18 protein-coding genes are annotated in these 22,080 nt (G+C 44.9%); 12 read left to right on the top strand and 6 right to left on the bottom strand.

The genetic code is table 11. The features are described 5' to 3' along the window. Positions 1–83 precede the first annotated feature (83 nt). Positions 84–2,309 carry a hypothetical protein gene (locus NC238_17850; GenBank protein MCM1567775.1) on the bottom strand — a complete coding sequence of 742 codons (2,226 nt, stop codon included), beginning with the start codon at positions 2,307–2,309 and terminating at the stop codon, positions 84–86. 156 nt (positions 2,310–2,465) lie between these two features. Between NC238_17850 and NC238_17845 the strand changes: the two genes are divergently transcribed. After that, a complete protein-coding gene (locus NC238_17845) occupies positions 2,466–2,684 on the top strand; it encodes a hypothetical protein (GenBank protein MCM1567774.1) in 219 nt (72 codons plus the stop codon). On the opposite strand, the gene NC238_17840 is transcribed toward NC238_17845, so the two are convergent. Genes NC238_17840 through NC238_17830 form a run of 3 tightly spaced genes read right to left on the bottom strand, consistent with a single transcriptional unit; the run spans position 2,681 to position 5,203 of the window. Next, positions 2,681–3,565, bottom strand: a complete 885-nt coding sequence (locus NC238_17840; protein MCM1567773.1) for an ATP-binding cassette domain-containing protein — start codon at positions 3,563–3,565, stop codon at positions 2,681–2,683. The two genes, NC238_17845 and NC238_17840, sit on opposite strands and share 4 nt — an antisense overlap. Beyond that, on the bottom strand, positions 3,550–4,389 hold the full coding sequence (locus tag NC238_17835; GenBank protein ID MCM1567772.1) for an energy-coupling factor transporter ATPase: 840 nt from the start codon (positions 4,387–4,389) through the stop codon (positions 3,550–3,552). The genes NC238_17840 and NC238_17835 overlap by 16 nt, the downstream gene beginning before the upstream one ends. 16 nt (positions 4,390–4,405) lie before the next feature. Then, positions 4,406–5,203 carry an energy-coupling factor transporter transmembrane protein EcfT gene (locus tag NC238_17830; GenBank protein MCM1567771.1) on the bottom strand — a complete coding sequence of 266 codons (798 nt, stop codon included), beginning with the start codon at positions 5,201–5,203 and terminating at the stop codon, positions 4,406–4,408. A gap of 170 nt (positions 5,204–5,373) precedes the next feature. On the opposite strand from NC238_17830, the gene NC238_17825 reads away from it, so the two are divergent. The 11 genes from NC238_17825 (at position 5,374) to NC238_17775 (ending at position 18,271) form a co-directional block, all read left to right on the top strand. Then, positions 5,374–5,922 carry a Gx transporter family protein gene (locus tag NC238_17825; GenBank protein ID MCM1567770.1) on the top strand — a complete coding sequence of 183 codons (549 nt, stop codon included), beginning with the start codon at positions 5,374–5,376 and terminating at the stop codon, positions 5,920–5,922. Between the two features lie 241 nt (positions 5,923–6,163). Continuing rightward, a complete protein-coding gene (locus NC238_17820; protein ID MCM1567769.1) occupies positions 6,164–6,370 on the top strand; it encodes a hypothetical protein in 207 nt (68 codons plus the stop codon). 301 nt (positions 6,371–6,671) lie between these two features. After that, entirely contained in the window at positions 6,672–7,289 is a 618-nt protein-coding gene (locus NC238_17815; protein ID MCM1567768.1) for a TetR/AcrR family transcriptional regulator, read from the top strand. A gap of 28 nt (positions 7,290–7,317) precedes the next feature. Then, complete coding sequence (locus NC238_17810) at positions 7,318–7,647, top strand: response regulator (GenBank protein MCM1567767.1); 330 nt, start codon at positions 7,318–7,320, stop codon at positions 7,645–7,647. Between the two features lie 30 nt (positions 7,648–7,677). Then, entirely contained in the window at positions 7,678–9,834 is a 2,157-nt protein-coding gene (locus NC238_17805; protein MCM1567766.1) for a chemotaxis protein CheA, read from the top strand. 19 nt (positions 9,835–9,853) lie between these two features. After that, entirely contained in the window at positions 9,854–10,363 is a 510-nt protein-coding gene (locus NC238_17800) for a chemotaxis protein CheW (protein MCM1567765.1), read from the top strand. After that, positions 10,360–12,030 carry a methyl-accepting chemotaxis protein gene (locus NC238_17795; GenBank protein MCM1567764.1) on the top strand — a complete coding sequence of 557 codons (1,671 nt, stop codon included), beginning with the start codon at positions 10,360–10,362 and terminating at the stop codon, positions 12,028–12,030. The genes NC238_17800 and NC238_17795 overlap by 4 nt, the downstream gene beginning before the upstream one ends. 77 nt (positions 12,031–12,107) lie before the next feature. Next, positions 12,108–12,923, top strand: coding sequence for a protein-glutamate O-methyltransferase CheR (locus NC238_17790; protein MCM1567763.1), 816 nt, complete (start codon positions 12,108–12,110; stop codon positions 12,921–12,923). A gap of 22 nt (positions 12,924–12,945) precedes the next feature. Then, positions 12,946–13,965: a chemotaxis response regulator protein-glutamate methylesterase gene (locus tag NC238_17785; protein MCM1567762.1), complete on the top strand. Its 1,020-nt coding sequence runs from the start codon at positions 12,946–12,948 to the stop codon at positions 13,963–13,965. Between the two features lie 13 nt (positions 13,966–13,978). After that, positions 13,979–17,797 carry a PAS domain S-box protein gene (locus NC238_17780; GenBank protein ID MCM1567761.1) on the top strand — a complete coding sequence of 1,273 codons (3,819 nt, stop codon included), beginning with the start codon at positions 13,979–13,981 and terminating at the stop codon, positions 17,795–17,797. 66 nt (positions 17,798–17,863) lie between these two features. Beyond that, complete coding sequence (locus tag NC238_17775) at positions 17,864–18,271, top strand: response regulator (GenBank protein ID MCM1567760.1); 408 nt, start codon at positions 17,864–17,866, stop codon at positions 18,269–18,271. A gap of 94 nt (positions 18,272–18,365) precedes the next feature. On the opposite strand, the gene NC238_17770 is transcribed toward NC238_17775, so the two are convergent. Together NC238_17770 and carB are read right to left on the bottom strand one after the other, a co-directional pair. Next, positions 18,366–18,683, bottom strand: a complete 318-nt coding sequence (locus tag NC238_17770; protein ID MCM1567759.1) for a hypothetical protein — start codon at positions 18,681–18,683, stop codon at positions 18,366–18,368. A 19-nt stretch (positions 18,684–18,702) separates the two neighbouring features. Beyond that, complete coding sequence (gene carB / locus NC238_17765) at positions 18,703–21,930, bottom strand: carbamoyl-phosphate synthase large subunit (GenBank protein MCM1567758.1); 3,228 nt, start codon at positions 21,928–21,930, stop codon at positions 18,703–18,705. Positions 21,931–22,080 lie beyond the last annotated feature (150 nt).

The following is a 22,080-nucleotide window of genomic DNA, read 5'->3' as shown; positions in this document are numbered from 1 at the left end:
GTGCAAGTCTGGTTTTCCCTGAGGGGGTCATCACAGCCTCTGTTTAAAATTCGGCTGTTTTTAAATTAATTACACTAGTATTCTCAATTTAAAAAACGGCAATTTTTAATCATATCCTCAGACACGGCCTTAATGACATCCTTCCATAGATTGACCGGTTCCTTCTTAAGCTCCGCCTGCACTGTCTCAACTAACCGGGTTTGGCTGTCGCCGCAGCGCTCTTTAACTTGCCGGACTGCTTGCGCGACCTGATCAGCATAGTGATTTTGTTCCAAGATTTCCGCTGCCAGCTTTTGGCCGAGTTTATCCTGAAGGCTGTGATCCAGGCTCTCCAGCATGGTACTTTCGGGTGGTATCACTTTGCCTTTATCGTAAAGCTTGATTTTTCCCTCCAGCCAGGCAAGAAACTGCGGCGTAGTCATGGCGTTCAGTTCCACTCTGTAGTTCTGCAGCCAGCTCTCCCACTCGGGATCAATATAACTGGCCACGCCCTTCCTGCGGCCTGTTTTTCCTGCCTTTTCGATTTCCAGCCTCATGCTGACGGCTTCTTCCGGGTCCAGCCCCAGATTGATGATTTTCACTTTTCTGCCGGGCCTGGCTTTGGTTTCATTTTGCAGGGTATCATAGATCGTCGTGCCATATGCGTCTGCGTCATGAATGCAGAAAAAAGTAATCTCTTCCTCCGAATTCTCCCCGAGCGCATCCAGCAAATCCTTGACCGCCCGGCTGGCGTAACCTTTGCTGGTGAGTAAAGCCATATCATATTTCTCCGGGATTTTCTTTTCTTTGAGCACATTGAAGAAGCCTTCTTTTTCAATATACAGGATTTTATTGAACGTCCAGACGGGCTTCTGATAGTTTTCCACCGCAATCGTGCCGATGGGAATATCCTGGCCTGAGTGGGGATGGTACAGCGTCCCCCGTTCATCCCGGTACATCAGCGGAATGTCACCGTGCTGCGCTTCATAACTGCCGATCAATTCCGTGCAGAAATAAGCGTAATCCGGTTCTTTGCCGCTTTCCTTGATCACATACGGCCGGACGGCATAATAAAGCTGACGCAGGCTGAAACGGTATTCGCCGTTGCCGCTGGCTTTAGCAATGGCTTGTTCCAGGCATGCCGCCACGACTTCCTTCTGGGATTTCTTTCGCTCCGTCGCATCGCCCGGCAGGGATTTTTGGGCTCTGCTAACCGCCTTTTGAATACTTTCTGTTATGGCGTCGCTGATGACCGAGAGATCCGGTTCTTTCCCATCCGTCACAATCGGGATATAGGGCGTTATGATATTGATCAGAATAACGGCAGGTTTGGCTTTTACATATTGGATTAAACCACAGCCGAAAATACTCAGCAAATTTTTGTTGTGGTAAATATTGACATCTCCGGTCACAGGGGATTTATTGAGTAGTACCGTTATAAGGGGCGTATCGGAGGGTATCGCGTATACTTCAAGGACAAACGCTATTTCCGCGTCGTGTTCCCCTTTGACGGTCCTGGCCTTAAAGGTGCCGGTTGATTTACAATAGCCGTTGTACCCATCTAGCTTGCCGATCCGCCCCAGCCTCTCGGGACTCACATTTTTAACCGCTGCTCGGAGCTCAGCCAAAAGCGCTTCCGTCTCGTCAAACTCCAAGGCAGCGGCAGACGTCTTGGTATATTCTGCGGCTATCTTCCCGGCTTTCCCACCGGCACAACCGTCGAACTGCGTGATGAGTTCCCGGACCGATCCGCTATAGGACTGAAATAATTCAAAAAAGTTTTCACTGGTATACCAATAGGGCGAGGTCTTTCCCCGGTAGGTTTCACCTTGGGCATATTCCATTGCCAGGCTGGCCCAGCTTGAATCGATAGGCATTCCGCCCAAAGTAAATCTGATTTTTGTTCCGTCTTCGTGATAATCGCTTAAGCTTTCCGGGAAGGCTGTACCGTCGTTTTGAAAATGGATTTTATAATTTTTGCCTCGGGTTGAAACATAGAGTTCGCCGCCCGACGCCACTACCGCCCCGGCTACCACGCGCAGACCGTTACCCAGTGCCCCTCGGGTTGGCAGTCTTAAATACTTGGAGGACCGTAGCGGCCTGTTGATGGAGAACAATTCCGGATCCAGGCCGCTGCCGTGATCCTTGACATAGAAAAAACCGCCCTCATAACCGATTTCACAATCGCCGCCCAGATCCAGCGCATTATCCGTGAGTTCCTTGCAAACCAGCCTGGATAATTTACTTCTCGGCACCCCCGCTTTTTGGGGCAAGGTTTCCATATTTCTGAATAATTTCCAGTCTTCCCGTTCAAAAAACATGTTCTGCATTCATTCCTCCTGAAACAAAAAAATATTCCAAACATTTGCTGGAATATGATATGTTCAGGTTTGGAAAATGGACAAAACACAACCACCCCTAAAGGCGTATTCTATCGATTTATTTTACTTTTGCCGCCGGCGCACCTGTAAAAAGGGGCCGAGAGATTGGCCAAGAAATCGGATGAAGAGAAACCGGGTCCAAGAATGCAGAAATATGAACAGCAAGAGCTTATACTGGAAGAAAGAAATAGTTACTCCAAGACGGATCATGATGCCACCTTTATGCGTATGAAGGAAGACCCTATGAAAAATGGCCAGTTAAAGAGAAACTTAATATCCAAAATTACATCTTATAACAGAGACAGGGGGCGCATCGAAACTTAAACTAAAGTTTTCGTTACGCCCCCATGCTTATTTTCTTGAAGAAATCTTAGGATCTCTTCGCCGGCTTCTTGCGTACTGCTGATGTCCGTTTTGATAGCAAACCCTTTCTCAGCCAGCCGATAAACAACTTGCAAGTATTCCGGCAATTCCAGTTGATATCGACCAAGAATTTCAGGTTTCATCAGCAGGTCTTTGACATCTCCGAAAAAGATCATGGATCCGCTGTCCAGAATAGCAATCTTATCCGTGATGGTCATGATTTCTTTGAGGTTATGAGAGATCATGACCGTCGTTTCTTTTTTTTCGTGACGTTTTTTGAGTATATCCGAAAGCAGCTTCCGGCCGGCAGCGTCCAAACCTGCCATGGGCTCATCGAGGATGAGTATTTCCGGCTGAATGGCCAGCATCCCGGCAATGGCGACCCTTCTTCGCATGCCGCCGCTCAGTGTGACCGGGGACAGTTGGTTGATATTTTCCTGGTTTATGCCAATCTGCCGCAGAGCATCGTAGACTCTTTCTGCGACTTCTGTTTCAGGCAGGCCTAAGTTCCTTGGGCCATAGGCCACTTCATCAAAGACCGTAACTTGAAAAATCTGCTGTTCGGGATATTGAAAAACCAGTCCTGCTCTTTTCCAGAGATCTTTACTTAATTTGGGGTCCGAAGTTGGAATCCCGCATACAGTCATATGACCGGAGGTAGGCCGGATTAATCCGTTGAAATGCTGGGCGAGTGTCGATTTGCCGGAACTATTAGGTCCGAGTATGCCAAGGAACTCTCCTTTTGTTAGAGAGATATTAATGTCTTTGAGGGCTTGATGTTCGTAAACTGAACCGGGTAAGTACGTATAAGAAAGATGATTCGTTTCTACAACTGCAGGCATAGATAATCCACCAACTCCCGGATAGATTTGACATTTTCGGGAACAGAATATCCATTTGACCCCAATTGGCTGATCAATTGGTAAACCGTTGGGGTGTCCAGTCCCAGTTCTGCCAACTTTGCACTGGCATAGACTTCCCTTGGGGTTCCCTGTAAAAAGATTGATCCGTGATCCAGAACAATCAGCCTGTCTGCCTGGACCAAATCCTCGGGATTATGACTGATGATCAGGATGGTCATGCCTTCCTGTTTATTTAAGACCCGCAGCTGTTCAAGCAGTTCCTTCCTGCCTGCCGGATCCAGCATCGAAGTCGGCTCATCAAGAACGAGGTATTCCGGCAGCATCGCCAAAGCCGAGGCCAGAGCCACTTTTTGTTTTTGTCCGCCTGAAAGCAGATGCGGTGCATGATGCCTTTTGTCTTCGAGGCCGCACACCTGGAGTGCCCAATCAATCCGGCGATTGATCTCTGGAACTGGCAACCCTAAATTTTCAGGGCCAAAAGCAATTTCTTCCTCAATAACAGGACTGATTAATTGATTATCTGGGTTTTGAAAAACCATACCGACCAGTCTGCGGATCTCAGGCAGTTGTTCGATGTTTGCTGTATCAAGCCCATTGATGAAGACCTTTCCATCCGTCGGTTTAAGCAGGCCATTTAATAGTTTGGCCAGGGTAGATTTTCCCGAACCATTCATCCCAAGCAAACCAACATATTCGCCCTTCCTGATCGACAAGAAGATATCTTTCAGCGCAGGTGTTTTTCCTTGGGAGGAATCTATATAATGCTTTGTGACATTGACGAATTCGATACCTTGACCAGTCATACTTTCGGCTCCTGACTTATAGAAGAATGCTAATCGTAATACCTGTGCCTAAAACGGCGGTCATTTGGATTAAGAACAGGATATCTCTGCGTTTTATTTGTAAGCGGTTTAGCCTTAACTGATTGGGATGGGAAGTAAAGCACCTGCTGTCCATCGCTTCACCCAAGTCAGCGGCTCGGACCAGGGAAGCTTCAAATAAGGGGATCAGAATGGCAGTATAGCTCTTTATCCGGACGACAATATTTGATGAATCAAATTGGGCGCCCCTTGATTTTTGAGCATTTTTTATAATGGTCGCTTCTTCAAACAAAGTAGGAAGAAAGCGAAAAGAAATACTAAGGATTGTTGTATAATTATGAATAGGAATATGTAATTTCCTTAATGGAAGCAGCAGGTATTCAATTCCTGCGGACAATTTGAGGGCTGATGTTGTCATCAGTAAAATCATGGAGCCTAAAAATAAAATAACCAGCCGCAATATATTGATCAGCCCTAAGATCAGACCTTCTCTGGTCATACTGAGCTTTCCAACCATCAAAACAGTCTCGCCCGGCGTGAGAAATCCCTGGAAGACTAGCGTAAAAAGAAGCAGATATCTTAATTTCAATAAACTGCTTAGAATTAATTGATAGCTTAATCCGGAAGAAATAATGGCAGCAGCCATCAATAGAACCAGGAAAAGTAGAAAATACAAATTATCCGTAATTATAACGGAAAAAATGACCAATAAGCAGCTCAATATTTTCGTTCGGGGATCCAATAAATGGAGCAGGGAATTCCCATAGACGTATTGGCCTAATTTCATACCGGGCATTGAAAAGGCTCCTTTGACAATTTCTGTTTCGTATGAATAATAGTACTTATATGGGTTTAATGCAAATAAAATAAATCTGTTCATTAAAATAAAGCTTTGCTTAAAATAAGACATCAGATAAAAATTGCATGATCTGAAGAGGATTACATAATCCGGAGGAAGATCCAGTTATGGAATATGTCAAAAATGTGATATCAACAAAGAAACTGGCTGTTATTGCCATTCTCGTGGCGCAAGCCTCCGTTCTTCATTATCTTGAGAGTATGTTCCCTAATCCGCTGCCTATACCGGGAGTGAAGCTGGGCTTGGCCAATATTATTACGTTGGTGGCTTTGGTCGTATTTGACTTTAAGACGGCCCTGCAGATTACCGTACTACGGACAGTCCTCGGCTCTCTGCTCAGTGGGACCTTATTCGGCATGGGTTTTTTTATGAGCTTTTTAGGCGCTGTTGCAGCTGCGGTCATCATGGCGGTGCTGTTGCATTTTTTTGCAGGTCTAAGTATGGTTGGCATCAGTGTAGCAGGGGCTGTAGCCCATAATCTTGGGCAATTGGCCATGGCAGCCTTGGTTTTAAGGTTTTCAGGGATCTTTTTCTACTTGCCTGTTATGTTGCTGTTTTCAGTGCCTACCGGAATCATAACCGGAATTATGATTAACGGACTCGTGAAATATATAAAGGCAACAAACCGGTTTAATAACCTGCTTGACGACACGTAAAATCTGCTAATTAATTAGACATACTACAACTTTTTAATTTGTTTTTCAATCATTTTGACAAGCATTTCTTATTCATGTAATATGAATAATATTGTCAGACTAAAAAGGAGGTGCGATTATGTTTGAAGTTACTGAAATCGCAGCGAAGAGAATTAAAAACATCATGGTAACTCAGAACATGGATAATTCTTACTTGCGGCTCTATGTAGCCGGCATTGGCTGAAGGGGGCCGAATTACGGCATGACTCTGGATGAGTCAAAGACCCCTGACGATATATTTGACGAACAGCATGGACTAAAAATTGTTGCAGACAAGCAATTTGCAGAAGTTCTAGAGGGTGTTGTGATCAATTATATTGACACCCCCGATGGAGACCAATTTGAAATCAAGTCACCCCTAAAAGGTGAGTGTGGATCGGACTGCAGTTCCGGAAGCTGTGAATCATAAAGCTCAAAAAAGAGATTGAATCAATCAAATTGCATCAATCTCTTTTTTGATTCCTTTAATCCAAATTTAACAAAAAAATATTAAATAGGGAAACAGGCTTATCTGATTTAACAGAAGCCTTTTTTTATTCCCTAAAATTGCATGTAAGCCAATCCAAATATATATTTTGTTAAACGAAGAATATAAAAATATTTAAAATATTCTGTCGAAAAACCATAGACATTCGACAAATTATGCAGTATATTAGGTGTAAAAGATGGTAAGTAAACACTTACTTTCCAAGATAGGAGTTTATTACCATATGAATTTACTAATACATCGCAAAGAAAGCATCATCCTGACGACAATTGATCTGATCGATAAATACGGCATACACCAAATTTCGACACGGGAGATTGCAAAGAAGCAGAATATCACCGAGGGAGCCATCTATAAGCATTTTAAAAGCAAAAATGAATTGATGCTTGGCGTTCTGGATTATTTCTCGCAGTATGACAGCGACCTGTTCCTTACGGCCCAGCAGAAAGAAACCACGGAAGAATCAATTATTTTTCTTGTCGAATCACTTTCTTCGTATTACGAAAATTATCCGTCAATCACCGCAGTACTTCTATCTTTGGAAATTATGCGCTATGACGAAACGTTAAAATCAAAAGTCGAAGACATTTATTCAACGTGGTCTGTTTTTTTCAAGAAAATTATTCAGAAAGGCCAGGAGACAGGGGAAATACCTCCGAAACTATCGAGTGAGATGCTGACTGATATTATTATCGGGACCTGCGTAGCGCTCTGCGCAAGGTGGAGACTACAGCAGTATTCTTTCTCTTTACGGGGAAAATGCCTGGAGGCAATTAACACGATCCTTGGTTCTTTCATTCAAGACAAGATTAATCCTCAAAGGAGGGAGTCCATTGATTAAAGTACTGATTGTAGATGATGCGGCATTTATGCGGCTGGCGATCAAAAATATGCTTCAAAACAATGGTTTTGAGGTCGTCGGTGAGGCCGCGAACGGTTTGGAAGGCCTGGAAAGCTATAAACATTTGCGGCCTGATGTCGTAACCATGGATATCACGATGCCTGAGATGAGCGGCTTGGATGCATTGCCCGAAATCATGAAATTTGATCCGAAAGCCAAGGTCGTGATGGTTTCCGCGATGGGACAGGAAAGTATGGTAAGGCAGGCTGTTGCGCTTGGTGCAAAGTCCTTTATTATCAAACCGTTCAAAGAAGATGTCGTAGTCAAAACCTTAAATCAGGTGAATGCATTAAAATAGTCAGTCCATATGTTTGGGGGGCGGATAAAAATGGCTGGTAATTATTCCAATGAATCCATGTTAGACCTGTATATTTTTGAAACGTCCAATCTGCTTGAACAGCTGGAGCATTCCATTCTGGCCAGTGAAAAATCGAATCATATTTCCAAAGACGATGTCAATGAGATCTTCCGGATCATGCATACCATTAAAGGCTCATCTGCAATGATGCTTTTTGACAACATCGCTTCTCTCGCCCATTCCATTGAGGACTTGTTCTATTTCATCCGCGAAAACGATCCACGGGAGGTCGACTGCTCCGCGCTTTCGGATATTGTGCTCGAAGGTGTCGATTTTCTCAAAGTCGAACTGGAAAAAGTCAAAGCCAAAGACCCCGTTGACGGAGATGCACAGCCTCTGAAAAAGACGATTGCAGATTTCCTGAACAAACTGAAATTACAAAATTTTTCAGCAGAAAAAGTATCTACATCCAGGAAAGAAACGAAGAAAAATTCAGTAGAAGATCTGAAGGACGTACCGGAAGACATAGAAGAAATAACTGAAAAAATACCTGAAGAAAAGCCCAGATATTATATTGCCCCGAACATAACAGAGCCTCCGGCGGCCCTGTCTAAAAAGAACTGGTACAAGGCTGTAATTTTCTATCAGGACGGCTGTGAAATGGAAAATATCAGAGCCTACACCGTCATCCATAATTTGAAAGAAATTGCAGACAAGTACATTTTCACCCCGGAAGATATTATTGAAAATGATCTGAGTGCTCAGGTCATTAAAGAACAGGGCTTTACAGTAGTCTTAAGGACAGATAAAAGCTATGAAGAAATGCATGAATTCTTCATGCAGACGATTTTCCTCAGAGAGCTGAAGTTGGAGCAGATGGAAGATCAGGAAGACGAACCGGTGATGAATCAGCATGAGAATACTTTAACCCCACAGATTCCTGTCCTACAGACAGCTGAAAAGGAGGAAAAGGCTGAGAAAGAAGGCCAACTTTCTTCTTCATCTTCTGCCCAGCAAAGCATCATCAGTGTCAATGTTGTCAAACTGGACAGACTGATGGACCTGGTTGGGGAAATGGTGATTGCCGAGGCCATGGTTACCCAAAACCCTGACCTTAAAGGGCTGCAGCTCGATAATTTCTATAAGGCAGCCCGGCAGCTCGGAAAGATCACCGGGGAATTGCAGGATATGGTCATGGCAATCCGGATGGTTCCGCTGTCGACGACCTTTCACAAAATGCACAGAATCGTACGCGATATGAGTAAGAAGCTGAACAAGGAAGTGCGCTTGGAGATCATCGGTGAGGAAACGGAAGTTGACAAAAATATTATTGAACATATTTCTGATCCGCTGATGCATCTGATCCGCAACGCGATTGACCATGGGATTGAGGCGGCTGCGGAACGGATTGCGGCAGAGAAGTCCAAAGCTGGGACAATCACCCTGGAAGCAAAAAATGCTGGAAGCGATGTTCTGATCATTGTCAGGGATGATGGTAAAGGGCTGAATAAAGAAAAAATTATGAGCAGGGCCAGACAGAATGGTCTTCTGGCCAAATCGGAACAGGAGATGAGCGACCGCGAGATCTTTAACTTGATCTTCCTGCCTGGATTTTCAACCAAGGAAAACATTACGGAATTTTCCGGCAGAGGCGTAGGTATGGATGTCGTCTCCAAGAATATCCAGACGGTAGGCGGATCCGTTTCGGTAGACAGCACTGAAGGTGCAGGCACTGCCATTACGATGAAGATCCCATTAACATTGGCGATTATCGGCGGAATGAATATTAAAGTCGGAAATTCAAGGTATACCATACCGACAATATCCATCAGAGAATCATTCAGGCCGAAAGAATCCGATATTATCAGAGATCCTGACGGAAATGAAATGATTATGGTAAGGGGTGAGTGTTATCCGGTTATCAGGCTCCATACGCTGTACAAAGTGAAAACTGAAGTTACAGAATTCAGCCAGGGCATATTTATCATGGTTGAAGATGAAGAAAAGTCCTGTTGTATATTTGCCGATGAACTGCTTGGAGAACAACAGGTCGTTGTTAAAGCACTGCCGTATTACATTCAAAATTTAAAAAAAGATAACGAGTTAGGAGGGTGTACGCTTTTAGGTGACGGAAACATTAGTCTGATTCTTGACATCCAGAGTATAACCAGACTTGTGAAGAAATAACAGGAAAGGAGTGATTTTAATGGCAGAAATGATTGCAGAAGATTTTTTGGAAGAAGATACTCAGAAAAACAAGTTTTTAACCTTTTCTCTTGGCAACGAAATCTACGGGATTGAAATTAAGTACGTGACAGAAATTATCGGTATCCAGCCGGTTACTGAAGTGCCGGAACTGCCCAATTATGTTCGTGGAATTGTCAATTTGAGAGGGAAGATCATTCCGGTCATCGATGTGCGCCTGCGCTTCAAAAAGCCATTTATGGAATACAGTGACCGGACCTGTGTCATCGTGATCGACATTCAGGAAATATCAATTGGTCTGATCGTGGACAGCGTATGCGAGGTGCTTGTCATCCCTGAAGACGAAATCGTGCCTCCTCCCAGTGTTAACGGAGGTGCCAGCAACAAATACATTAAAGGAATCGGCAAGGTCGATAACAGTATCAAGCTCATTCTTGATTGCGACAAATTATTAAAAGAAGAAGAACTGTCTAATCTGACATCTACACTTAGTGAGGGGGTAATATCATGAATTTCAACAAGCTTCAAACCAAGATTTTAGCTGGCTATATTGTCATTGTCGTCATCCTGGCAGTCATTTCCGTAGTTACCTTTACCCAGGTAAATTCAATGGTCAAAGAAGTCAACAAAATGACCGAGGTGGAATTTGCTTTATATCAGATAGACCAGGAACTGGCATTTAACTTTACGGAAGGGGCAAGTCTTGTCAGGGCTTACATGTTATACGGAAAACAACAATACGTTCAAGACTTCGAAACCGTTTCTGCTACAACGACCGAACTTCAAAATAAGCTATTAAGTCTGGCAGATACGTCTGAAAATAAAGCCATGATCGAGAGAAGCAATGCCTGGTCCAAAACAATTAAAGAAAAACTATTTCCTGCCGTTGTAAGAGGGAATCAAGAAGAAATAACGAGTATAGGCGCAACAATAGCTCCGGAAACGCAAGCTCTGGTATCAGTAAATTCCGAAATGGCACAAAAAAGGGCGCAGAATATCGAAGAAGTAAAAAACCTCATTGCGGTGAAAGAATCAAGAACCACTATTATACTTGTTGTATCTACACTGATTGCGATTATTTTGGCGATGATCCTGGGACTCATGATGGCCCGTTCCATCACGAGACCGGTCAAAAAGCTGGTGGAAGTTTCCGATAAAATTGCTGACGGCGATCTAAATGTCGATATCGATGTTCGCGGTAAAGATGAAATCGGAGCGCTTGCCAAATCGTTCTCAACCATGACGCTGACCCTGAATGAAGTGATCAGCAATATCAACAGTGCTTCCGAGCAGGTCGCTTCAGGCTCGAAACAACTGTCCGATTCCAGTATGGCCCTTTCCCAGGGCGCAACCGAGCAGGCTAGTTCGATTGAAGAGCTGACGGCCTCTCTGGAAGAAATCAGTTCCCAGACTAAACTCAATGCCCAAAATGCCAATGAAGCAAACCAGCTGGCGGAAGAAGCCAAGAAAAATGCTGCCCAGGGCAACAGCCAGATGAAGGAAATGCTTAGTGCGATGGATGAAATCAACAATTCTTCCAACAATATCTCCAAAATTATCAAAGTCATCGACGATATTGCCTTCCAGACCAATATCTTGGCCCTGAATGCTGCTGTTGAAGCTGCAAGGGCAGGACAGCACGGCAAAGGGTTCGCCGTCGTAGCAGAAGAAGTCAGAAACCTCGCGGCTCGCTCAGCCAACGCTGCTAAGGAAACAACGGATATGATCGAGGGTTCGATCAAGAATGTTGATAACGGTACCAGGATAGCAAGCGACACGGCAAAAGAATTAAACAACATTGTCGAAGGAATATCGAAGGTAGCCAACCTGGTGAACAACATTGCAGTAGCTTCCAACGAACAAGCCGTTGGCATCAACCAGGTCAACCAGGGTATCGCTCAGGTCGCGGAAGTCGTTCAGACTAATTCGGCAACTGCTGAAGAGAGTGCCGCTGCAAGTGAAGAACTGGCGAGCCAGTCCGAACTGCTGAATGTTCAGGTTGCCAAATTCAAACTGCGGAAAAAGGGCCAGTACGCTTCCTTAAAAGGAATCGAAAACATGAGCCCGGATATTCTGAAAATGCTCGAGAATATGAACAGTAGTAGTCCGACTCCCGCACTAAAGGAAAAGCCAAAAAAGAAAATTGTCCTGAGTGACGACGAATTCGGCAAGTACTAAGTAAAATGCAAGAGAAGAGAGGGCCTGATTCTAGGCCCTCTCTTCAAAAAAATGGCTGGAGAAGATGGTGGTCTGTTATGATAACGATAACGGAAAAAGAATTTGTGAAGTTTGCAGCGTATATCGAAGCTAATTATGGGATTCATCTGAAAAAAGAAAAGCAATCGCTGATTACCGGCAGGCTGCAGGGTGTACTTGTCGAGAATGGTTTTAAGAGCTTCTCGGAATATTACGATTTTATCACTTCACATAATGGCGGAGATGCGATTACCACATTTATTAATAAGATTACCACCAACCATACGTTTTTTATGCGCGAAGCTGAGCATTTTGCTTTCTTAAAAGAGAACGTTCTGCCTGTGCTGGCGGCCCATTGCCGGGATAAGGATCTGCGGATCTGGAGCGCGGCGTGCTCCAGTGGTGAAGAACCGTATACCCTCGCGATGATCATTGATGAGTTTTTTGGCAGGGAAAAAGTCTGGTGGGATACGAAGATTCTCGCAACGGACATTTCCGGTAAAGCCTTAACGATTGCCAGAAATGGCGAATACGCCAATGATAAGGTTGCGGCGCTGCCAGCGCTGTGGAGAACAAATTATTTTAAAAAGCTCGACAGGGAAAATTCGATTGTTGTAGAAAAAATTAAGAATGAAGTGATCTTCCGCAATTTTAATCTGATGGAAAAGGTATTTCCTTTTAAAAAGAAGTTCCATGTGATCTTTTGCCGAAATGTGATGATTTACTTTGACGGGCCAACCAAAGAACAGCTTGTTCAGAAATTTTATGACATGACGGAGTATGGCGGCTACCTGTTCATCGGTCATTCGGAATCGCTCAACAAAGATACAACCCAATATAAATATGTCATGCCAGCCGTATACAGAAAAGAATAATATTTAGAAGTAGGTTGATATCATGGCCAAAAAAAAGATTAGGGTTTTAATTGTAGATGATTCCATCGTTTTCCGGGAGATTCTGGCCAGAGGAATCGCCAGTGACCCGGAGATCGAAGTCGTGGGTATGGCCGCAGACCCGTTTGAAGCCAGGGATAAAATCCTGGAAGTTGAACCGGACGTGATGACCTGTGATGTCCAGATGCCCAAAATGAACGGGATTGAATTTATATGCAAGCTGCTGCCGCAATATCCGATTCCGGTGATTGTGATCAGTACGGTGAGCGATGCTGTTTTTGATGCGATGAATGCCGGGGCTGTCGAGTTTGTCGGCAAGCCGGATATGAATGCCGCGCAGAGAGTGGAAACCTTTCTGAATGAGTTGAAGATTAAGATTAAGGTAGCCTCCGTCGCCCGGATTATCCCGTCCATGAAGGACACGACTGAAAAAGTTGAAAGCCAGCATGCCGAGAATTCGGAAAGAATCATTGCGATCGGCGCTTCCACCGGCGGAACGGAGGCCGTCTGCAGTATTATGAAGCGACTGCCTGCGAATATGCCTGGGATCGTTATCGTCCAGCATATCCCTCCTGTTTTTTCCCGGATGTTTGCCGAACGGCTGAATAATCAGACCAAGCTGAAGGTCAAGGAAGCTCGGACCGGAGATTACCTGGAACAGGGAATGGCCTTGGTTGCGCCTGGGGACCAGCATGTCAGAATCAAAAAGATAGCCAATCGATACAGGATTGAGTGCTTTGCAGGAGAGAAGGTCAACGGTCATTGTCCTTCCGTCGATGTTTTATTCGAATCTGTGGCCAAGGAAGCAGGCAAAAATGCGCTGGGCATCATTTTGACCGGTATGGGATACGACGGGGCCAAGGGACTCCTGCAGATGAGAAGAAAAGGGGCCAGAACGATCGGTCAGGATCAGGATTCCTGTGTGGTCTACGGTATGCCGAAAGTTGCTCATGATATCGGGGCCGTTGAAAGACAAACTTCTTTAATGAACATCCCTCAGTTGATTTGTAGGATGCTGAAGTAAGGAATGAAGGCCAATGAATAACAAAAAAAATTACATTGTCACAACAAATGAAATGGCATTGGCTTTAGCGTGCATCGGAGATGGTGTCGTGTACACAGATCATCTGGGAACCATTTTATATATCAACGATTCTACCGCTAACCTTTCGGGCTGGCTGCCGGAAGAGGTGCAGGGTAAAATATTTGCAGAAGTCTTTCCGATTATCAATAACGAAACCCAGAAAATGATGAATTCCCCGATTGAACTTACCATCAGAAAAAAGGAAGCTCTGGGCCTAAAAAACCATTCGGCCCTGATCAAAAAAGATGGCCAAATCATCTATATTTCGGGCAACAGTTCCCCAGTAATTGAAGATGACGGTGAGGTCAGAGGAGTTATCTTTGTTTTCAGGGATATCACTAGAATCAAAGAAATTGAAAACGATTATAAAAATGAAGCAGAAAATTTTAGGACGATCTTTTATTCGTCGCCGGTCAATATGGTCATTGTCGATGAGCTGATGCACATCAGCCACGTAAACAACGCGGCGCTCAAACTGATGCATGTGCAAGAACAAGATGTACTTGGCAAAACATTCGGCCAAGCTTTCAAATGTGTAGCCGGTTTTCAAAATCCCAAGGGCTGCGGCTACGCAGCGAAATGCAAGCAGTGTGAGATTACACGTGCCGGCTTGCGGGCACTAAAATACAATGAATCTATTGAGGGGCTTGAATTCTCCCAGACATTTATCCTTGGCGGCAAAACAAAACAATTATGGTTCAATGTCAGTATCTCCCCGCTAATCGTAGACGGCAAAAGAAATATTGTTATTGCGTTAAATGACATCACCGAAGAAAAAATACTTGAGGAGTCACTGATTAAGTCTCGCGATTTCCAGTTGAAGCTACTGGATTATTTTCCAGTTTCCGTCTGGCGTTCCGCAGAAAAAGAAATAACTTATGTGAATAAAAATCTACTGGATTTTGTGGGTATGAGCTTTGAAGAATGTATAGGCAGTTCTTGGTTATCAGCATTACATCCAAAAGACAAAGACGCTTATAAAGAAATACTAAATAATGCAAAAGCGGACCATACATCTTTTGAATATGAGCACCGCTTAAGACATTATGATGGGGAGTATCGATGGTGTCTCAGTTCCGGCGGCCCATACTATGACCTTGAAGGAGAGTATGCTGGACTAATCGGCATTATTCTGGATATCACCGACAGAAAAATTGCTGAAGACGCTTTAAAACGCTATCAACTGTTGTCGGAGAATGCCAGGGATATGATCCTGTTCGTTTCACAGGATGGGGAAATTCTTGAAGCCAACAAAGCAGCTTTGAAAGCTTATGGCTATGATCATCATGAAATTGTGCAAAAAACAGTTTTTGATTTTGCAGAAGATATGACGTTTGCCAGAGAACAACTGAAGATTGCCGTGGAAAAAGGATTCTTTATCGAAACAAACACGAGACGGAAAGACGGAAGTATAGTTCCTGTTGAAGTGAGCGCACAGACCACGATGATCAATGGTGAACAGGTATTGTTGTGCGTCCTTAGAGAAATAACCGAACGTAAAAAAATTGAAAAACAGCTGCAGGATAGCGAAACACGGTATCGGAATTTATATAACAATGTTACGGATGCAATCTACATCGTTGAAATTATTGAGAATGACGACCGGATCGGGAAAATAATTGAAGTCAATGATATTACCTGTCAAAGACTCGGCTATACGAGAGAGGAACTCTTTCAGCTATATCTGCCGGATATTGTTAAATATGATACAAAAGATCAAATTGAACAATTGGAAAAGCTGATACAGCAGGGATTCGATACAGCCGAACATGTGCAGGTCACTAAAGACGGAAGGGAGATCCCGGTTGAAGTCAGTGCGCATCTGATGAATATTGATGGCAAAACGTGCATATATTCCCTGGCACGGGATATATCCGAGCGGAGAGCTTCGGAGCGGGCACTAATCGAGAGTGAAGAAAAATTCCGAAGCGTTTTTGAAAATGCCAAAGATGCCATTTTCCTGGAGAAGATCAATGAAAATGGTGAGATTGCGATTGTCGAGGTGAATGAAGTTGCCTGTAAAGCACTCGAATATACGAGGGATGAGTTGATTGGGCATTCACCGAAAATGATATCCAGAATAGGCAAAGCAGAAGTGGATATATTAATGACTCAAGTTCGAAATTATCAAACCTATGTGTTTGAAGATATCCATATTTCCAAGAATGGCAGAGAAATTCCCGTTGAGATCAATATACGGCAATTTAAACTTAATCATATAGACTATCTCATTCTCATTGCACGGGATATTACGGAGAGAAAAAAGAATGAGGAGATATTCATCAAGGCCAAAGAAGAAGCTGAAGCCGCGAATCGGGCCAAAAGTGAATTTCTTGCCAACATGAGTCATGAGATCCGGACGCCGGTGAACGGTATCAACGGAATGATTGATTTAACGCTGTCCACTGACTTGAATCCTGAACAACAGGATAACCTCGAAACGGCCAAAATCTGTGCCAATTCCCTGCTGGCGCTGATCAGTGATATCCTTGATTTTTCCAAGATTGAGGCCAGGAAACTCGTTGTTGAGAATATCAATTTTGACATGCATGATCTGGTTGAGAAAAATTCGAAGGTGCATACGCTGCGGGCCAGTAAAAAGGGGCTTCAATTAACGTACGATCTCGATCCCAGCATCCCGAAGTATCTGATCGGTGACCCGAACAGACTTAGGCAGGTCCTGAATAACCTGGTTGATAACGCGATAAAATTCACGGACACCGGTAAAATATCTGTCACTGTAAACAACGTTCTGAAGACAGATCAGGACATTGAACTGAGATTTGCTGTCCAGGATACCGGAATTGGTATTTCCGAAGAAGATCAGACCTTCCTGTTCAAAACGTTTACCCAAGTCGACAGTTCTATTACCCGAAAATATGGCGGAACAGGCCTGGGGTTGGCAATTTCCAAGCAGCTAGTCGAGCTAATGGGCGGGACCATGCAGGTAAGCAGTCAAAAAGGAAGAGGAAGCACGTTCTATTTTTCGATCAAATTTAAAATAGGAATACAAAGCGAAACGGTACCGTTCCTTAGACCTGACATCAGCCCAATCATCCGGCCTTTGCATATTCTTCTTGCTGAAGATGATAAGGTAAGTCAAGTCCTTCTTCGCCGCATGCTGAAGGAAAGGGGCCATCAGGTCGATACTGCAGACAACGGTTTGGAGGCCTTGGATCTTTTTAAGAAAAAAAAATATGACCTGATCCTGATGGATATCCAGATGCCCGTGATGGACGGGATAGAAGCAACGAAAATTATCAGGGAATCTGAAGGCGGCCGAACCCATACACCAATTATTGCAGTATCTGCCTATGCTTTGCAGGGTGACGAACAAAGGTTTCTGGCGATGGGAATAGATAGTTATCTGGCAAAACCGATTGACATCAATGGTCTGATGAAACGAATTGGTATGGTGAGTCAAAACCGGCAAGAGTTTCCGGATAAGGTTGAGCTTGGGGACCATGGCGAAATTATTTTTACAAATAAATCTGAGAATAAAGACACTGAACATTATACCTTGGCAATGCAGGAAATCGAGCATTGCATTAAAGAACTCGACGATCATTTTGAGAGCATGCAATATGAAGCTATAGAACCGATTGCCAACCGGCTGAAAAACCTGTGCAATCAGATCGAAGCAGATGAATTAAAATTCTGTGCTTTTAAAATCGAATTGGCGAGAAGAAAAAATAATATTGAGGATGAGATTGAGTATTTCAGCTTATTTAAAGAAGCGTATTATGTTTTCAAAAAGTCGCTTAGCAATTAAGCTCTTAGGCAATGAAGTAACGACGTAACGACGTAACGACGTAACGACGTAATAGGAGGGACTGGGATGTTAAAGATACTCATAGCTGAAGACGATTTAGCCAGCAGAAAATATTTGTACAAATTATTATCAGAATATGGTGAGTGCGATCTGGTTGTTGACGGACTGGAAGCGATCGATGCTTATTTGATGTCGCTTAAGGAAGAGAGCCCTTATGAGCTGATCTGTCTCGATGTCATGATGCCGAAAGTTGATGGAGTCAGGGCGTTAAAGGCTATTCGTGATCTGGAAATACAAAAAGGGGTTCTGCGTGAAAAACAAGCCAAGATCATTATGACGACCGTTCTGGCTGAATCGGATTTTGTGCAAAAGGCCTTTGAATATGGGTGTGACGCGTATGCATCCAAACCCATTGATTCCGTCAAATTTCTGGAGGTCATGGAAAAGCTCGGAGTGGTGAAGAATACGAAATAGGTGGAGAACAAAAAAACTGGTATCAGTCTGATGATTCGAAAATCCTCTTTTTATATGCTAACCTTTCCTTGATAAGATGGTCTTGCTTGATGAGCTACTCTTCCTTGGTGATCTTGATCTCAATATCTCTGGGCAGAGCAAGGCCGCAGGCTGCTTCCACACCTTTGATAATCGCGGTAGGAACAGGGCAGGCGGCATGCTTACAGTATTGGCGCGCGATTTGAAAGACAGAGGTATCACCGATTTTGCCGAAGCATTCTTCATAGCCATTGATTGTTTTCAGTTCTTCGCTTAAAGGTTTCAGGCTGGGGCATTCCGTATTAATCTTGATATTCGCATTCTGGCGCTCAGCGTTGGCTTCAATATTGGTCATAAAGCCGCAGGCGCCGCCGTTAACAAATATCTTGATCATGGTCTCACATCCTTATATATTAGAATCTTTTAATCTCAGCATGATATTCCTGCAGGGACTTTAAGGTAATTCCAGATGCGCCATTCGCGCCATAGGCGGCAATGCCTTTGGCGCTTGCCGCGGCAGCGGTCATCGTGGTGATATATGGGACCTTATACTTGATCGCCGCTTTGCGGATATAGGCATCCTCATGTTTGCTGCGTTTGCCGGACGGCGAATTGATCACCAGATGGATTTCCTTGTTGGTGATGCTATCCACAATGTTCGGACGGCCTTCATACAGCTTCTTGATTTTTTCGGCTTCGATTCCGTTCTCCAGTAGGAATTTGTGGGTCCCTTCCGTAGCCATGATTTTAAAGCCGATTTGGGTAAAGTTCCTGGCTATATCGAGCGCTGCAGGCTTATCGTCGTCATTGACGCTGATCAGCACAGTACCCGATTCCGGCAGCGGGGACTTGGTTGCTTCCTGTGCTTTGTAGTAAGCCAGACCAAACGAATCAGCCAGGCCGAGCACTTCACCGGTTGAACGCATTTCCGGTCCGAGCACAGGGTCAACTTCGGTAAACATATTAAACGGAAAGACTGCTTCCTTGACTCCAAAATAAGGTACTGTCTTGGAAGTCAAGTTTTTGACGGATGTTTCCTTACCGTCATTGACAGCCATCATAATTTCGGTCGCGATCCGGGCCATGGAAATATTACAGACTTTGGATACGAGCGGCACAGTCCTTGAAGCTCTCGGATTTGCTTCCAGAACATAAACATTGTCGTCGGCGATTGCATACTGCATGTTCATCAGCCCGATAACGTTCATCTCTTGGGCAATTTTTTTCGTGTATTCCACAATCGTCGCGAGGTGTTTTTCAGGGATGCTGATCGGCGGGATGACGCAGGCCGAGTCTCCGGAGTGGATACCGGCCAGTTCGATATGTTCCATGACGGTCGGTACAAAAGCATCCTTGCCGTCCGCAATCGCGTCGGCTTCCGCTTCGATCGCATTGCTCAGGAAACGGTCGATCAGAATCGGCCGGTCGGGCGTCACACCTACCGCAGCTGCCATGTAACGGCTTAGCATCTCCGCGTCGTGAACAACTTCCATGCCGCGTCCACCCAGAACAAATGAAGGGCGGACCATCAAAGGATAACCAATCCGGTCAGCGATAACAAGGGCCTCTTCCAGGTTGACGGCCATTCCGGATTCCGGCATCGGAATATCCAGCTTTTCCATCATCTTACGGAACAAATCACGGTCTTCAGCCAGCGCGATGGTCTCCGGCGTTGTACCGAGAATCTTGACACCGGCTTTTTTGAGCTCATCTGCAATGTTCAGTGGTGTCTGGCCGCCAAACTGCACGATTACGCCGAGTGGTTTTTCTTTTTCGTAGATGCTCAGAACATCTTCGACGGTAAGCGGTTCAAAATAAAGTTTATCGGAGGTATCGTAGTCCGTGGAGACCGTTTCGGGATTACAGTTCACGATGACGGTCTCATAGCCAAGATCACGCAGCGCAAAGGCGGTATGCACGCAGCAGTAGTCGAACTCTATGCCCTGACCGATCCGGTTCGGTCCGCCGCCGAGGATCATTACCTTTGGGTGGTTGCTGCTTGTGGTCTTGTCGGGAGCATTATAGGTAGAGAAATAATAGTAGGCATCTTCAACGCCGCTTACTGGAACAGCTTCCCAGCCTTCCACTACCCCCAGAGCAGCTCTCTGTTTGCGAATCTCCGCTTCACTTAAGTTTAAGAGCATTGCAAGGTAACGGTCTGCAAAGCCGTCCTTTTTGGCCTGAGTCAGCAGTTCATCCGGCAGCTTTTGGCCGCTGTATTTTAAGATTTCTTCTTCCAGCAGCACAAGTTCTTTCATCTGCTGCAGGAAGTAAGGCTTGATATAGGTCAAAGCGTACAGATCATGGATATCTGCGCCTTTGCGCAGTGCTTCGTAAAGGATAAACTGACGCTCGCTGGTTGGTTCAGTTAGCAAGGCCATCAGTTCGTCCAGAGACCGCTGGTGGAAATCTTTCGCAAAGCCTAGGCCGTAACGGTTGATCTCGAGAGAGCGAATGGACTTTTGCACCGCTTCTTTGTAATTTTTCCCGATACTCATGACTTCGCCGACGGCGCGCATCTGGGTACCAAGCTTGTCCACGGAACCCGGGAATTTTTCGAACGCCCAGCGTGCAAACTTGATAACAACGTAGTCGCCTGAAGGTGTATATTTGTCCAGAGAGCCGTCTCTCCAGTACGGAATTTCGTCCAGGGTCAGCCCTGCCGCCAGCATGGAAGAGATCAGCGCAATCGGCAAACCTGTTGCTTTGGAGGCCAATGCTGAGGATCGGGAAGTACGCGGGTTGATCTCAATGATGACGACCCGACCGGTCTTCGGATCGTGCGCAAACTGCACATTGGTGCCGCCAATGACTTCAATGGCTTCGACGACAGAATAAGAATATTTTTGCAGGCGCTCCTGAAGCTCAGGACTGATCGTCAGCATTGGGGCCGAACAAAAAGAATCGCCGGTGTGGACACCGATCGCATCGATATTTTCAATAAAACATACGGTGATCATCTGGTTTTTGGCATCACGGATGACTTCGAGCTCGAGTTCTTCCCAGCCAAGTACGGATTCTTCCACCAGGATCTGACCGACCAGGCTTGCGGCAATACCGCGGCTCGCAATTACGTTCAGTTCTTCAGCATTGTAAACCAGACCGCCCCCCGTTCCGCCCATGGTGTAGGCCGGGCGGATAACGACCGGATACCCGAGTTCCTGGGCAATCGCTTCAGCCTCTTCTACGCTGTAGGCCGCTTTGCTGAGGGGCATTTCAATGCCGAGCCTGTTCATGGTTTCTTTGAAAGCAATTCGGTCTTCACCACGTTCAATCGCGTCCAGCTGAACACCGATGACCTTAACGTTATACTTCGTAAGGACGCCTGCCTGGTGCAGCTCCGAGGAAAGGTTCAAGGCCGACTGACCACCCAAATTCGGCAGCAGGGCATCGGGACGTTCTTTGGCAATGATTTTCGTCAGACTTTCAAGGTTTAATGGTTCGATATAGGTGACATCAGCAATTCCGGGGTCTGTCATGATGGTGGCAGGATTGGAATTGACCAGTACGATCTTGTAGCCCAGTTTGCGAAGCGCTTTACAGGCCTGGGTCCCCGAATAGTCAAACTCGCAGGCTTGTCCGATCACGATGGGACCTGACCCAATAATCAGGATCTTATTAACATCGGTTCTTTTTGGCATGTTGTATTTCCTTTCTTTATAAAAATAAAGCTGAAATAGAGTATTTTGATGTAAGAGCCTCACAGCCATTTTATCAGAAAAAAGAAAACAAGATGATGCTTTTCATAAAGAATTATGTATTCTATATACATAATAAAATGCCGTTAGTGT

Source organism: Dehalobacter sp., from assembly GCA_023667845.1.
Lineage (GTDB): Bacteria > Bacillota > Desulfitobacteriia > Desulfitobacteriales > Syntrophobotulaceae > Dehalobacter.
The sequence above is the reverse complement of the archived record's forward strand: the minus strand, read 5'-3'. Positions and strand labels throughout refer to the sequence as shown.